This is a genomic window from Methylophilus sp. (assembly GCF_052173275.1).
GTDB lineage: Bacteria > Pseudomonadota > Gammaproteobacteria > Burkholderiales > Methylophilaceae > Methylophilus.
On record NZ_JBQMUL010000002.1, the window covers coordinates 126,058 to 140,759 of the forward strand.

The 14,702-nt window shown below is 50.8% G+C and carries 13 protein-coding genes; 4 read left to right on the plus strand and 9 right to left on the minus strand.

The features are described from left to right. Positions 1-10: 10 nt before the first annotated feature. The 6 genes from ACTS9Y_RS02110 to rsmD form a co-directional block, all read right to left on the minus strand. Positions 11-3,553, minus strand: coding sequence for a TonB-dependent receptor domain-containing protein (locus ACTS9Y_RS02110; protein WP_442584361.1), 3,543 nt, complete (start codon positions 3,551-3,553; stop codon positions 11-13). Between the two features lie 209 nt (positions 3,554-3,762). Continuing rightward, the gene (locus ACTS9Y_RS02115; protein ID WP_442584362.1) at positions 3,763-4,779 is read right to left on the minus strand and encodes a FecR family protein; all 1,017 of its coding nucleotides are present in this window, start codon (positions 4,777-4,779) and stop codon (positions 3,763-3,765) included. Between the two features lie 2 nt (positions 4,780-4,781). Beyond that, positions 4,782-5,306, minus strand: coding sequence for an RNA polymerase sigma factor (locus ACTS9Y_RS02120; RefSeq protein ID WP_442584363.1), 525 nt, complete (start codon positions 5,304-5,306; stop codon positions 4,782-4,784). Between the two features lie 209 nt (positions 5,307-5,515). Beyond that, the gene (locus tag ACTS9Y_RS02125; RefSeq protein ID WP_442584364.1) at positions 5,516-5,764 is read right to left on the minus strand and encodes a YfhL family 4Fe-4S dicluster ferredoxin; all 249 of its coding nucleotides are present in this window, start codon (positions 5,762-5,764) and stop codon (positions 5,516-5,518) included. After that, on the minus strand, positions 5,765-6,250 hold the full coding sequence (gene coaD / locus ACTS9Y_RS02130) for a pantetheine-phosphate adenylyltransferase (protein WP_442584365.1): 486 nt from the start codon (positions 6,248-6,250) through the stop codon (positions 5,765-5,767). Between the two features lie 28 nt (positions 6,251-6,278). Next, a complete protein-coding gene (rsmD, locus tag ACTS9Y_RS02135; protein WP_442584366.1) occupies positions 6,279-6,833 on the minus strand; it encodes a 16S rRNA (guanine(966)-N(2))-methyltransferase RsmD in 555 nt (184 codons plus the stop codon). A gap of 131 nt (positions 6,834-6,964) precedes the next feature. Between rsmD and ACTS9Y_RS02140 the strand changes: the two genes are divergently transcribed. Then, positions 6,965-7,171, plus strand: coding sequence for a PLDc N-terminal domain-containing protein (locus ACTS9Y_RS02140; protein WP_442584367.1), 207 nt, complete (start codon positions 6,965-6,967; stop codon positions 7,169-7,171). Positions 7,172-7,238: 67 nt separating this feature from the next. Here the strand turns inward: ACTS9Y_RS02140 and ACTS9Y_RS02145 are convergent, their stop codons facing one another. Both ACTS9Y_RS02145 and ACTS9Y_RS02150 read right to left on the minus strand, forming a co-directional pair. Then, positions 7,239-8,549: a M16 family metallopeptidase gene (locus tag ACTS9Y_RS02145; RefSeq protein ID WP_442584368.1), complete on the minus strand. Its 1,311-nt coding sequence runs from the start codon at positions 8,547-8,549 to the stop codon at positions 7,239-7,241. Between the two features lie 62 nt (positions 8,550-8,611). Then, positions 8,612-10,003: a M16 family metallopeptidase gene (locus ACTS9Y_RS02150; RefSeq protein ID WP_442584369.1), complete on the minus strand. Its 1,392-nt coding sequence runs from the start codon at positions 10,001-10,003 to the stop codon at positions 8,612-8,614. Positions 10,004-10,202: 199 nt separating this feature from the next. On the opposite strand from ACTS9Y_RS02150, the gene ftsY reads away from it, so the two are divergent. The 3 genes from ftsY to ftsX are packed head-to-tail and all read left to right on the plus strand — an operon-like array spanning position 10,203 to position 12,811. Next, on the plus strand, positions 10,203-11,186 hold the full coding sequence (ftsY, locus tag ACTS9Y_RS02155) for a signal recognition particle-docking protein FtsY (RefSeq protein ID WP_442584370.1): 984 nt from the start codon (positions 10,203-10,205) through the stop codon (positions 11,184-11,186). Positions 11,187-11,232: 46 nt separating this feature from the next. Beyond that, positions 11,233-11,910: a cell division ATP-binding protein FtsE gene (ftsE, locus tag ACTS9Y_RS02160; RefSeq protein WP_442584371.1), complete on the plus strand. Its 678-nt coding sequence runs from the start codon at positions 11,233-11,235 to the stop codon at positions 11,908-11,910. A 10-nt stretch (positions 11,911-11,920) separates the two neighbouring features. Further along, positions 11,921-12,811: a permease-like cell division protein FtsX gene (gene ftsX / locus ACTS9Y_RS02165; protein WP_442584372.1), complete on the plus strand. Its 891-nt coding sequence runs from the start codon at positions 11,921-11,923 to the stop codon at positions 12,809-12,811. A 220-nt stretch (positions 12,812-13,031) separates the two neighbouring features. On the opposite strand, the gene ACTS9Y_RS02170 is transcribed toward ftsX, so the two are convergent. Beyond that, on the minus strand, positions 13,032-14,678 hold the full coding sequence (locus ACTS9Y_RS02170; protein ID WP_442584373.1) for an electron transfer flavoprotein-ubiquinone oxidoreductase: 1,647 nt from the start codon (positions 14,676-14,678) through the stop codon (positions 13,032-13,034). Positions 14,679-14,702 lie beyond the last annotated feature (24 nt).

A 14,702-nucleotide genomic window follows, 5' to 3' on the forward strand; every position in this document is an offset into this window, starting at 1 on the left:
TCGAGCTGTTTTAATCCGGCACAAAATGCCAATTCAAACTAAACCAGACGCCACGAGGGGCACCTGGTGCGATGAAGTTAGTGCTTAGCCAATCGCTGGAGTTATGGTTATAACCATCAGGACCAATCGCCCCCAAAATACTCGGTGAAAATGGGTTACGCCCTAAACGACCTGCGCTGAAATATTCTTTGTCAAAAATATTGTTCACGATCATTGTCGCCGTCCACTCCTTACTGAGCTTGTAGCTTGTCTGGAAATTTAAGGTGGCATAGCCAGGCAATGTTCCTGGATTGGTCGTTTGTTGCCGGGGCACCAGTGCGGTTTGCCCAAAACTGGTTGCCAGTTCTCTGTACATGATCACGCCCTGTTTATGCTCATTATTCTCGTTACCTCGCGCATAGCTATCAGAGTGCATCACCGCAGTAAGCCCAACTACCCACTTATCTGTGAGGTCATAAGTCAGGTTAGCGTTCAGGTTATGCAACGCAGTGCCTGGCATACGATCACCGGGCTTAACTTTTATGACTCCTCTACCTAAAGCAGGGATGAAAAATGAGCTACTGTTATCTGCACTTATCATATAAAAGTCATCCTGAAAGGTCGCGTCTGTCAAACTATAGTTAAGACCAAAACCCAGCCGACCTTCTTTACCAGATAGACCAGCCTCAACCCCACGGCGACGGGTTTTTCCTATGGTGTCAAAGAACCCCTGACTATTACCCACTGCCACAAAATAAATGTCATCTTTCAAATCCGTCTGGAAAGCTCCCAAATTCCAACGCATATTTTCTCCAAACGTGCCACGCATCCCGATGTCATAGGTAGTGGCTTTAATTTGAGGCAGATATGGGTCGCCGGATAGCGTTGTAGGCAAGGTACACTGACGGTTCTCTAGAATGCTTTTAGGCACTTGGTAGAGCCCTCCTTGACCATCGGTTGAAAATACTCCTGTCGGAGTATGGTCAAGTGCACAACCTAATTCAATCACGCTTGGGGTTCGGGTACCCTGTGCCACATTGGCATATATATTGAGGTTTTCTTTGGCCTGCCAAGTCGCACCGATAGAAGGATTTAATGAGTAGTAGCTGAACTTCTCTGTCTCTGCAGAATCCAGTTGATTATATAAGTTCGGAATTCTGAAGTTCAGGGGCACATTAGAGCAATCACCATTTGGACAAACGGCAAGCTCACTAGGAATTGCAATCACATCGCCAATTTCATAGGCAAACAATCCACGACGTGCAGCAATTTTGTTTTGAGTTTGTGTTTCGTTATACCTGGCTGATACATTGAAGTGCCAGCTATCAACAGGGCTCCAGGTTTCAGAGAAATAAACACTCTTTGTGGTCTGTGTACCTTTAAAATTATTGTTCTCGATAGGAATAAATGCACCTACAAATTGCGGATGTGCTTGTGCAGGGTCTAAATAGCCATCTCTATCTGCATCAAAGAACCCCAGTCGTTGCGAATTGGTATAGTCGGCATTTGCTGCATCGATGGCTGCACCAACCATAAATTTATGATTCTCTAAGTTCCAGTTAAATTGAATAGAAGCGCCGTCTACAATTTGATCAATCTGGTTATCAGTTAGTAATGCAGTAGGCGTGCCCGGTACATACCCAGGCTGACCTGTCCCTGCACCATCAATGTATGTATCATCAATACCATTAGGTTGTTTTATTACAAACCCAGGTGACGTCGGAGGACGTAGCGACAAACACTGCGCTTCGTTAGTAGCGGCAAGTACAAATACATAATTCTTAATTACTTCAGTTCCGGAATTCCCACCTGAACTATAGAAATAGTTACTATCAGACAGCAAAATGCCACTTCCTTGGCTATCAAAACTTTGAAATAACGCGTTGAAGTCACTAAGGTATGAAAAGTCTCCAGCAGCAGGATCAATAGCTCCTCTATCGGAAGGCGGCGGCGGAGAGTCTCGGTTATAAAAATTATTCTCTGTAAAATTAGCAGATTCGTTGAAATAGTGGCGATAGAAGTCAACGAAACCTTGCTGTGTGATAGCAGAGTTAAGAAAACTTGAATAGCTAGCACGTAAGTCAACGGTTCCTCCATTTAAATTTGTATCGACATCGGCAAGAAAGTTAGAGAGATCGCTATCGTTCCCCGAGGTGACGTTAACAGGGATTACAAAATAGTCAGGAAGGCCATACCGATTACTACTAGTAGTGCTGGTGAATGTACATGTAAACTCTTCAGCAGGAATACCATTCGCAGGGTCGCCAGGATTGGGTAATCGCTTTGCAGTCAATTGCTCATCGTAGCCTGTCATGACATCTGACCCTTTTTGATTCCGCTTGCTATTCCTGCGGTAAATCTGGCCTGTGATAGAGAAAGTATCGTTTACAAAATAACTGCTGCTTAACTGGAATTGTTGTAGTCGGTTTTTAGTTGTATCTGGGGAAGTAAAGACTCCGTTCCTATCACGCTCGTACATTTCACTTGGAACCAGTCCGTTACCAACTAAATCGGTTTGGACTAATAAGGCGCTTAGATTGAGATCTATCTTATCGCCACGATAGCTGGCTTTTGTAAAGAGCTGGTTTACCTTACTAGGTGAGTTTTTGCGCCAGCCATCTTCTAGAAAGAAATTACCTGCAGCAAACAAACCCACAGTGCCATTGTTCCAGCCACCTTCGACTTGTAATTGTTTACGTCCGAACGAACCAGTGAGTACATCTGCATCAACGCCAGCATTATTAAAACCATCTTTAGTCTTTAATGCAAAAGCGCCTCCCAAGGTATTCAATCCAAAGATTGGGTTAGATCCTGGGAAAACATCAACACTTGCCAGCGCATTCATTGGGAGCATGTCCCAGTTCACAACATCACCGAATGGCTCATTCATGCGAACACCATCCAAGAACACACTTAGCCCTTGGGGCGTACCAATTTGCGGACCTGCGGTGAAGCCACGGTATTGCACATCCATTTGAAATGGGTTGCCTTGGTAATCGTTTACCGTCACTGATTGCAGTTTTCGGTTCATAAGATCAGTCAAGCTAAGCGAATGTGCTTCTTTAATTTCTTTGGCAGAAATACTTTGGACATTGCCTGGGATTTCCTCTTTGGTAAGACCAAGGCCTGGTAAAGGACCAATCTCGTAAAAACGTTTTGCCCGGACTTCAACGCCTTCAAGTTTTAGACTTTTAGAACTCGGTTCTGGCTCAGGTTTAATAACAGCAGAATCGCCAGTGATATTGAGTTGCAAGCCACTGCCTTGCAGTACTTTTTTTAAGGCATCTTGCGGAGAAAGCAAACCCTTAACCGCAGGTGCGGTTTTATTTTTAGTGAGTTCGCTATCGTACGAGATGCTTAAGCCGGTCTGGTTGGCCAGTTGCCTGATGGATTGGTTCAAAGGCTGGGCAGGCAAGTTGAATTGCTGCGGAAAGCCGGTTCCGTCAACTGTTGCAGGCACTTTGGTGTTGAGTTCGGCGGCATGCAGATGATGCAGCCCAGCCTGATCTATACCCAGTATTGATAACACGGCCCCTGCTATCAGGCTTCGTGTTTGTGTGAACTTCCTCGCCATTGCCCATCCCTGAATTTCATCTTATTACCGCAATGATGTTTTGAGAGAGCAAAGTTGTGATGTCTATTTTAAAATTATTTAGGAAACATGAAATAAGTCGTTGAGCGGGATAAAGTGCAAGGCGCACGGAACGCAGAAGCCGAGATAGTATGTGATATACAACGAGGCTATGAGTACCGCGCAACGCAGCAATTTACCCGCGCAAACATTTATTGCGCATTTCCTTTATTTGATGAAGCGTTTTTAATCATCGTGGCCTTGGCTGTTTGCACAATACGTACCGGGGCCATTTCAGGCATTTGATTGATAAAGGTTTCAATCGAATCCGCTTTTAGCATTGAGCTAATATGTACTTTTGCGGATATCGGCTGCTCAGCGATTAGCGGCAATTTACGATACCTGGATAACGTCTCAGCAATTTCATCCATATCGGCCTCTTCAAAAATCACCATGCCTTTTTCGAAAGCGAAGGCATCAGCGGCCTGACGTTTGGTGTGCACTGGCGCTGTGCCACCGGTGTTCACTTCAGCCACTTCACCATCGTGCAATATCAATGCATGCGGGTTGAAGGTGTTATCAGCGTCATGCTGTTCGACTTTAACAGTGCCGTGATCAACGCTGACGCGCACGAGTTTTTTCAGCCTGTTTACCGCAAAACGCGTGCCTAGTACTGTAATCTGCGCTTTGCCGCTATCGATAATAAACGGGCGTTGTTCGTCGCGTGCCACTTCAAAAATGGCTTCGCCTTGTTTGAGGGTTACCAGGCGTCGATCACGGTAATACGTGATTTCAATCTCGGCACCGGTGTTCATGGTCAGCAAGGTGCCATCATCCAGGCGTTGCGATTTCACTTCGCCGACTTCGGCCTGAGCCACCAGTTGCAAGGTGGGTTGTGCATGCCAGGTTTGCAGACCCAATAATCCGCCAAGGCCGATCACTGCCGCAGCCATCGCCCCGGCCACGTATTTTTTGATACGTTGCGCGCGCTCTGCTTTTTGGAAGAAAGTATTTTGCTCGGCAATACCGGCCAGCTTTTCTAGCTCAGGGGTAGAGTCAAACGATTCCCATACCTTGGACACGTCCGCATAGGCTTGCTGGTGTGCCTGGCTTGCCATCAGCCATTGCTCAAACTTGCCGCGAACGGCGTCATCTGCTTCAGCATCCCTGATGCGGATAAACCAGGCAATCGCCGATTCGCGCAATTTGTCGGTATGGGTGGCGGGCATGATTAGCGGATCTGGTCTTGCAGTTTTGTTAAATCCAGCATGGCGCGGGTGATGTGGCGTGACACCATGTTCACCGTGATAGACAGTTTTTCAGCAATGTCTTTGAGTGGCATTTGCTCTACGCGATATAACCAGAACGCTTCACGGCACTTGGGCGGGAGCCGGTTAATGACTCTTTGCAAGGCTTCTAGCCGTTGTTTGATAGAGGTCAATTCCTCCGGCGACGGCGCCAGTCTTGTCGGATCATTGATAAATTCCGGCAGGCTGAACTCTTCGCTGGCTGAAAATGCAATTAATCTTTTACTGACCCTGCGGTCTTCATTGGCCAGGTTTTGCGCGATGACGCGCAGGTAGGCATGCGGTTTTTCGAGGTTGATGGCGGTCGGCGAAATAGCGAATTTCAATAGCGCATCATGCAGGATATCGTAGGCTTTATGACGGCAACGAATGTCGTTATAAATGGCAGGCAGCAACTCGCTGTATGCCCACCTTAAATTAATGCCATGCCATTCGATCGAGGAATTCATTGCAGATGCTTTTCAAAAAAATGCTTTGAAAGAATCAAGCAAGGGCCATTCCCGGCACCTGACCTCACATCAAGCTATTGATTATGAATATCTTTGTAAAATAAAATTTAATTGAATCAGAATTAAATTGGCTGTTTATAGCCAAACTGGCTGTATTTAGCCATTTCAGGCTGCTTATCGTCTTTGTTCTGGGAGGGTGCAGACAGGATTTAGGCTTGGGTAATGCGCAAGTACTTTTGCATCAGCTGTTCCTGGGTTTCCACGCGGTCAGGGTCAAGCGGAATGCAGCTGATAGGGCACACCTGCTGGCACTGCGGTTTGTCAAAATGGCCTACGCATTCGGTGCACAGATCCGGATTGATCTCATAAATCTCTTCGCCTTGAAAAATGGCTTCGTTTGGGCACACAGGCTCGCAAACATCGCAATTTATGCATTCGTCGGTAATAAACAGGGACATTTATACAATCAGTTTTTGCTTGATGGCAGTTTCAACGCCGGGTGATACGAACTGGTTTACATCGCCGCCCAGGCGCGCCACCTCGCGCACCAGGCTGGAAGAAATAAACATGTATTCTTCTGCTGGCGTCATAAACAGAGTTTCCAGTTTGGGATACAGCTTGCGGTTCATGCCGGCCAGCTGGAATTCGTACTCAAAATCACTGGCGGCGCGCAGGCCACGAATGACCATCTGCGCGCCTTGTGACTGGACGAACTGCATCAACAGGCCATCAAAGCCGACGACCTTGATGTTTTCGCCGCTGAAGACTGATTGCGCCAGTACCACGCGCTCTTGCAGGCTAAACAGGGTCTGCTTGCTGGTGCTGCCGGCCACGGCCACGATCACCTGGTCAAACAGGTTGGCTGCGCGGCGCACGATGTCTTCGTGCCCCATGGTGATCGGGTCAAAGGTGCCCGGATAGACTGCAATTCTGGTTTTATTCATTCCCAATATCCCGAAAGTCTGTGTGCACTCAAGGGTGCGTCGCTGATGTGGCGGCGGGTTGCAGCAGGTGATAGAACACTTGCCCGGCTTTGCCAGATTTGACCACTTGCCAGCCCGAATCGGATTTTAACGCATATTCGGCTTCTACATAAACCCAGCCTTCTGCAGACAAATGCCCTGCGAGCAGTGGCAACAGTTTATCCAGCCACTGTTTGTGATAAGGCGGGTCACAGAAAATAACGTCGTAACGTTGTGTATTTTTCGCCAGGAATTTCAGCGCATCGGCCTGCCGGATATCGGCCTTGGTGGCTTGCAGCAAGGCCTGATTTTGCAACAAGGCCTGGAATGGGCCTTTGGCCAGTTCCAGCATGGTGACCTGGCTGGCATTGCGTGACAACGCTTCAAAGCCCAGCGCACCGGTGCCGGCAAACAGGTCCAGGCCGGTTTTACCGGTTAATTCTTGCCCCAGCCAGTTGAACACGGTTTGGCGCACACGGTCCGGCGTGGGGCGCAAGCCATCGGCATCCGGGAACTTGAGTACCCGGCTACGCCAGACACCGGCATTAATACGAACTTGATTCATGAAGGTAATTCAATCGATCAGCGAGCAGAAAGCGTTATTATAAATGGGTTCCAGCCAATGGCGGGATTTGCATTGCCTGGCTGAAAAACGGTTCGTGCTATCATTCATAAAAATTGATAAGGAAAATAGACATGGAATTTTTATTTGGTTTCGGCCTGCTGGGCAGCGTGATCGGGCTAGCACTGACTGTATTCTGGCTATGGATGCTGGTGGATTGCCTGGCTGATCAGAAGGACGATAAACTGGTCTGGTTCCTGGTGATTTTCTTTTTGAACCTGCTGGGCGCGGTGCTGTATTACTTTCTGGCGCGCAAAAAACGCAAGGGTGCATTGCTGTAGAAGCATCTTTTATCTAGCGTCACACAATCAAAAGCCGACAATCGTCGGCTTTTATATTTTATAAAGCTTACTCAGCGCCAACGATCACGGTGGCAAAACTCTCAGGATGGATACGGCGTTTAAATGCGTCATTCACCTGCTGCACGGTCACTTGTGCAACGTGATCGTTAAAACTATCCAGATAGTCCAGCGGCAGTTTGTAGAAGCCGATGATATTCAGGTATTCCAGTATTTTGCCATTACTGTCTATGCGCAACGGGAAACCACCGATCAGGTTATCTTTAGCCGCCTTGAGCTCTGGCTCGGTCACGCCTTTTTCCACAAACTTCTGCACGGTTGCATTCACCAGCTTCAGCGCCTCTTCCGCCTGCTCTTTTTTAGTTTGCAGACCGATCTGGAAAGGGCCGAGTTCGGCCATGGGCAGGAAATAACTGTATACGCTGTAGGCCAGCCCGCGTTTCTCACGCACCTCTTCCGTCAGGCGCGAAACAAAACCGCCGCCACCCAGAATATAGTTGCCGACGTATAGAGGGAAGAAATCCGCATCGCCACGTTTATTACCCGGCTGGCCGAGCAGGATGTGCGCTTGCAAGGCCGGGTGCGGTAGTTTTTTCACGCTGGCTGTTTTTAAGGCGGGCACCGGTGCGACTGGCGCAACTGCCGGGCCTTGCGGCAAACCTGTGCTTAAGCGTTCTGCAATCTGCCTGGCCTGCGTCAGGGTTAAGTCTCCTATTAGGGCGATCACGGCTGATTTTGCCGTGTAATGCGTCTGGTAAAACCGGGATAAATCCGCCACCGTCAAGGATTGCACGGTATCGATCTCACCGCTTTGGTCCAGGCTGTAAGCGTGCATGCCATACACCGAACGCATAAACGCTTTTTGCGCAATGCTGTCGGGTTCGGTTTCTGCTTCCTGCAATCCGGCCACGATACGGGCTTGTTCACGTTTTAGCACCGCTTCGGGGAAATCAGGTTTGTGCAACACAAAGCTGAAAGCTTCCAGCGCACTGGCCTGCTCGCTGGTCAGGGTGCGCAACTTGAATCCGGCACGGTCTGCATCAAAATTACCGCCTAGTACGGCGCCAATATCGGCAAAACGGTTGGTCAGCGCTTCTTCATCCAGCCCGCCTGCCACCAATGCCATCAGGTGATGTGTCACACCTGCAGCACCTGAGGTTTCTGGTGTATCACGTGCGCTACCCGCGGGGAAGTTCACGCTGATATCCATCATAGGCAAAGCATGGTTTTCAACAAAATAGACCTCACTGCCCTGGCTGGTGGTCCAGTGCTGGATATTCAACCCGGCCAGTGCATGGATGGCATGGCTTTGCAGCAGCAATGCCAGCACGGTGATTTTCAATACATTCAAAGCGTTCATTCTGTTTCCTACATCACTGGTGAGACGAAATAACCTGTGGTTATTTACAATAATGGTTCAAGCTAGTGCTGGTGAGGTCGCCCGGCCGGTTTGGCGTTCGGGTCCATAGGTTGCGGGTCCAGCGTCACCAGGGTTAACTGGTCGGGTAGCAGGTATTTTTTAGCCACGGCCTGTACTTGCTCTGAAGTCACCGCTTCTACCCGCGCAGCGTTTTTTTCCAGCAGGCTCAAGGGGTAGCCCATGGTTTCTAGTTGCCCGATCTGCATGGCCTGGTAAAACATGGAATCGCGCTTATACACATCAGCAGCAATCACTGCCGCTTTTACCCTATGCAATTCGGCAGCCGTCACGCCTTTGTTTTTCACTTCATCCACCACTGCCCAGATGGCTTTTTGCAAGTCCTCCAGCGCTACGCCCTCGCTGGGCGAAGCAGCGATTTCAAATACTGAGGACTGGCCCCGGTTAGTGCCGTCATAACCGCTATCAATATCCAGTGCAATCGCCTGTTCGCGTACCAGTTTCTGATTCAGGCGTGAGGAGCCATTGCCACTTAACACACTGGATAACACCTCCAGCGCATAAGGCTCCCAATCCTGCTCGCTGTAACCTGCGCCATTTTTCATGGCCGGGGCCTGGAAACCCATCACAAAAGTAGGCAATTTGGCGGGCGCTTTAACAATCGCGCGGCGCTCACCCAATTGCGCAGGCTCTACCTGCGGTTTACGCGCCGGTAAGGGTTTGGCTGCCAATTTGCCAAAGGTTTCTTCCGCCAGCTTGAATACGGCTTGAGCCTGCACATCGCCAACCACCACCACGGTGACATTATTCGGCGTATACCAGGTGTTGTACCACTCGCGCGCATCGGCGGCGGTCATATTATCCAGGTCATTCATAAAGCCGACGACCGGGCGGCCATACGGGTGGGCACGATAGACTGAAGAATCGAACTGTTCATTGACGCGGGATTGCGGCTTGTCTTCTGTGCGCCAGCGGCGCTCCTCTTTGACGACTTCAATCTCCTTCGCGAATTCGGCATCGGTGATCTGCAAATGAGCCATGCGATCTGCCTCCAGCTTGAAAGACAGTGGCAATTTGGATTTTTCCAGCTGCTGGAAATAACAGGTGTAATCCTTGCTGGTAAACGCGTTTTCCTTACCACCAGCGGCTGCGACCTGACGTGAAAACTGCCCAGCAGGAACGCTTTTGGTGCCTTTGAACATCATATGTTCCAGTACATGCGCCACCCCGGTCTTACCGTTGACTTCATCCAGCGACCCGGCACGATACCAAACCTGCGACACGACAACCGGCGCACGGTGATCTTCCTGCACAATGACCTTCAAGCCATTTTTCAGCGTAGTCTGGACGATTTCAGCGGCCTGCGCGGTGCAGACATTGAGCAACGCAGCCAATAACAATAGTGGGCGGCTGCGATGAGGGAAACTTTTTTTCATGATGAAATCACTATAAGAGACAGGTTGTAAAAGCAGTGGGTGTGACTGATGCCGTCACGACTTAGTTCGCATGAATCTATTGATACAAGCCGGGTTTAAAATACATCCATGGGCTTTTGTCACTCATTGCAAAGCCATGGTCGTGGCGGTAAATGTCGATTCGGCTTAAAATAGGCATATTACCGAGTTTTAAGCTGCCATGTTCAATCCATTTGCCAAAAAAACCGAGTCTTCATCCCCTGCCCCCGAAGAAACCACCAGCCTGAGCTGGGCCCAGCGCCTCAAAAACGGCCTGGCAAAAACCCGCCAGCAACTGGGCGGGCAACTCAGTGCGCTGTTTGGTGGCGGCAAGATAGATGAAGATATCTACGAGGAGCTGGAAACCATCCTGCTGACCTCGGATGTGGGCGTGAGTGCCACCGGGCACCTGCTTGAGCAATTGCGCGCCCGCGTGAAAAGGCAAGAGTTGCAAGACACCATCGCATTGAAACAGGCGCTGAAAGAAACCTTGTCTGACCTGCTCTCGCCTTTGCAAGCGCCGCTGGATGTCAGCGGCCACCAGCCTTATGTGATGATGATGGTCGGCGTCAATGGCGCAGGCAAAACCACCACCATAGGCAAACTGGCGAAATACCTGCAAGGGCAAGGCCACAGCGTATTGATTGCCGCCGGGGATACTTTCCGTGCTGCCGCGCGTGAACAATTGCAGGTTTGGGGTGAACGCAACGAGGTGCAGGTGATTGCCTCGGAAAGTGGGGACCCCGCCGCCGTGATCTATGATGCAGTCAATTCTGCGATTGCCCGAAAAATAGATGTAGTGATCGCCGATACGGCTGGCCGCCTGCCCACACAGCTGCACCTGATGGATGAAATCAAGAAAGTGCAACGCGTGATTGACAAGGCATTGCCAGGCGCGCCGCATGAGATTCTGCTGGTGCTGGACGCCAACACCGGCCAGAATGCGGTTAACCAGCTCAAAGCTTTCAATGAGGCTTTAGGCGTCACCGGTTTGGCATTGACCAAGCTGGACGGCACCGCCAAAGGCGGCGTGATTGCAGCGATTGCCCATTTAAGCGGACAATCCGCACACACGATTCCGGTCCGTTTTATCGGCGTCGGTGAAAGCATTGATGACTTGCGCCCGTTTGAAGCCAATGACTTTATCGATGCATTGATTGATTAGCCATGACACTCTTTAACTATGGATCATCAAACCAGATTGCAAACCCATGATCGCATTTAATAATGTCAGCATGCGCTATCCCAACAGCGCGCACCTGTTCCGCCAGGTCAGTTTTAATATTGAAAAAGGCGACTTTGTGCTGATCACCGGCCAATCCGGCGCCGGCAAAAGCACCCTGCTCAAACTGATGGCAGGCATAGAAGCGCCCTCCGGCGGCCATATCCTGATCAATGAACAAGACATCAGCCAGTTACATCAAAACGCCATTCCTTACCTGCGCCGCCGTTTTGGCCTGGTGTTCCAGGATCATAAACTACTGTATGACCGTAACAGCTTTGACAATGTCGCCCTGCCGCTCAGCATCCAGGGCATTACCGGCGAAGAAGCCGCCCGCCGCGTGCGCGCCGCCTTGGACAAAGTAGGATTACTGAACAAAGAAAAAGCCATGCCCATCACCCTCTCCGGTGGCGAACAGCAACGCCTGGCGATTGCACGCGCGGTGGTCAGCCGCCCTTCTATCGTGATTGCCGATGAACCAACCGGCGGCCTGGACAGGGTTGCCTCACTGGAAATCATGCAACTGCTCAAAGCATTTAACGATGTCGGCGTCACCGTCGTCATCGCCATGCACGATGTGGCGCAGGTCAGCACCATCGCTTATAGAACCCTGCATATAGACCAGCAAACGATCACGGCCATGCCCGCCCAGGTAGGCATGCTATGAGGGTACAAGCATGAAAAACTGGCTGAATCAACACACCCTGGCCATGCAACTGGTCTTGCAGCGACTGAAAGCGCATTGGCTCAACACACTCACCATCTGGCTGGTGATAGGCATCACCGTCACGCTACCAGGCCTGCTTTTCGTTGGCGTGGACAACCTGCAGGACGCCTCGCGCTCCATCAAGCAGGACGCGCAAATGAGTGCCTTCCTCAAACCGGCGCTTAACGGCAACGTCATCCAACGCCTGATCAATGACGTGCAGGAACTACCGCAAGTCAAAGAAGTGCGCTATGTGCCCAAGGAAGAAGCGATCAAGCAACTGGGCCAACAGTTCCTGCAAAAAGACCTGCTCGCCGATTTGCCGCAAAACCCGCTGCCCGACGCCCTGTTTATCACCCTGGCTGACACACAGCCCAACACTGCTAAACCGGTACAGGAAATGCTACAAGCGCGCGATGAAGTCGAAGAACTGGTCATCGACAGCGTCTGGATCGAACGCCTGAACGCCATGCTGCTATTAGGCAAACGCATCGCCCTGATCTTCGCCTGCCTGCTGGGCATTGCCATGGTCACAGTCATCAGCAACACCGTGCGCATGCAGGTGCTCACGCATGAGCCCGAGATCGAAGTCAGCCGTTTGATTGGTGCCACGCACAGCTTTATCCGCCGCCCGTTTTTATATATGGGCAGTGTTTATGGCCTGGGTGGTGGCTTAATCGCCGTCGGCTTGTTATTCGCAATCGTCTGGAACTTGAAACAGCCGGTGCAGCTGCTGGCTAATAATTACCAGAGTAGTTTTCAGCTTGTGTTCCACCTGGTGAATATTGGCGGGTTGATTTTACTGGCCTCGACGTTGATAGGCTGGATAGCGGCGTTTATTGCTTTGACGCAGAAACGCTGAGCGGCCACGCGCATCTGAAGTCTATTCTTTAACCCGCGAAAGCTGTTGTGTGCTGCAACAGACCGTCATTCTGGCGCATAATGCGACCAAATAAGCCGGCCCTCTTGCACGCGCACATCACTCACTACGCCCCTCACCTACGCGAGGAGATAGATAGTCACTGGTTTTCTACATACCGTGCAGACTGGCCGCTTAAACAGCCATTACGCGTGCAACCAAATCACTGCGAAACATAATTAGGCCCACTCCCACCCTCCGGTGGCACCCAGTTAATATTCTGCGTCGGGTCCTTGATATCGCACGTTTTGCAATGGATGCAATTCTGCGCATTGATCTGCAATACCTGCTCACCAGATTGCTCAATAAACTCGTACACCCCCGCCGGGCAATAGCGCTGTTCCGGCCCGGCATATTTGGGCAGATTGACGCGTTCCGGGATATCCTGCACCGTCAGTTTCAAATGGCATGGCTGCTGATCATCATGGCCGATATTGCACAGGCTTACTGAACTGAGTTTATCAAACGTCAGTACGCCATCTGGTTTGGCATACACAGGCTGGCGGCTTTTATCAGCTTCCTCTAGGGTGGAATGATCGGCAGCGGTATGTTGCAGGGTCCAGGGCAAGGTGATCCCAAAGCCGGATAACCACATTTCCGCACCGCCCAGCATGGTGCCTACCCAGGTGCCCCAGCGGGACAAGTAGGGTTTCACATTGCGCACCGCAGTTAGATCTTGCCAGATCCACGATGCACGCAGTTTTTGCGGATAACTGGCCAAGATTTCAGGTGCGCCTTGCTGAATGGCGTCAAACACCGATTCTGCCGCCAGCATGCCGGATTTCATGGCATAGTGGCTGCCCTTGATTTTGGGCACGTTCACAAGGCCGGCGCTGCAACCCAGCAATGCGCCGCCCGGGAAGGCCAGTTCTGGCAGCGACTGTATGCCGCCTTCTGAAATAGCACGCGCGCCATAGCTGAGGCGCTGACCGCCTTCCAGCAGCGCTTTCAGTTTCGGGTGGGTTTTATAGGTCTGGAAAATATCAAATAATGACAAATATGGATTGCTGTAATCCAGGTGCACGACATAGCCGACCGACACCTGGTTTTCACCATGATGGTAAATAAAGCCACCGCCACCAGTGTTGGCATCCAGCGGCCAGCCCAGCGTATGCTCAATCAGGCCTTTTTGATGCAGATCCGGTTTCACGCGCCAGATTTCCTTGAACCCCAGGCCGTATTTGGCCGGACTGGAAGTTGCGCGCAAGCCATAACGCGCTTCCAGCTGTTTGGTCAGTGAGCCGCGCGTGCCTTCGGCGACCAGGGTATATTTGGCGCGGATTTCAATCCCCGGCGTGTAGTTGGCGGTGGGATTGCCTTGTTTATCCAGACCCATATCGCCAGTGATCACACCTATCATGCGGCCGGCTTCGTCATAACTTGGCGTTTGTGCAGAAAAACCGGTGTAGATCTCTACACCCAGTTCTTCCGCCTGCGTCGCCAGCCAGCGACATACTTCGCCCAGACTGACGATGTAATTGCCATGGTTGCGCATCAGGGGTGGCAATGTCCATTCAGGCAACGCCCAGTCTTTTTGCTCACCCAGCACAACAAACGTATCTTTATCTACCGGCGTATTGAGCGGCGCGCCCAGTGATTGCCAGTCTGGCAATAGTTCTTGTAACGCTCTCGGGTCTAGCACTGCGCCTGAAAATATATGGCTGCCGACTTCGGCGCCTTTTTCCAGCACGCACACGCCCAGTTCCTGCCCTTGCGCCTGTGCTAATTGTTTGAGACGGATGGCTGCGGACAGTCCGGCAGGGCCAGCGCCGACAATCAGCACATCATATTCCATTACATCTCTTTCCATACTTCCTCCTACAATCAGACTTGA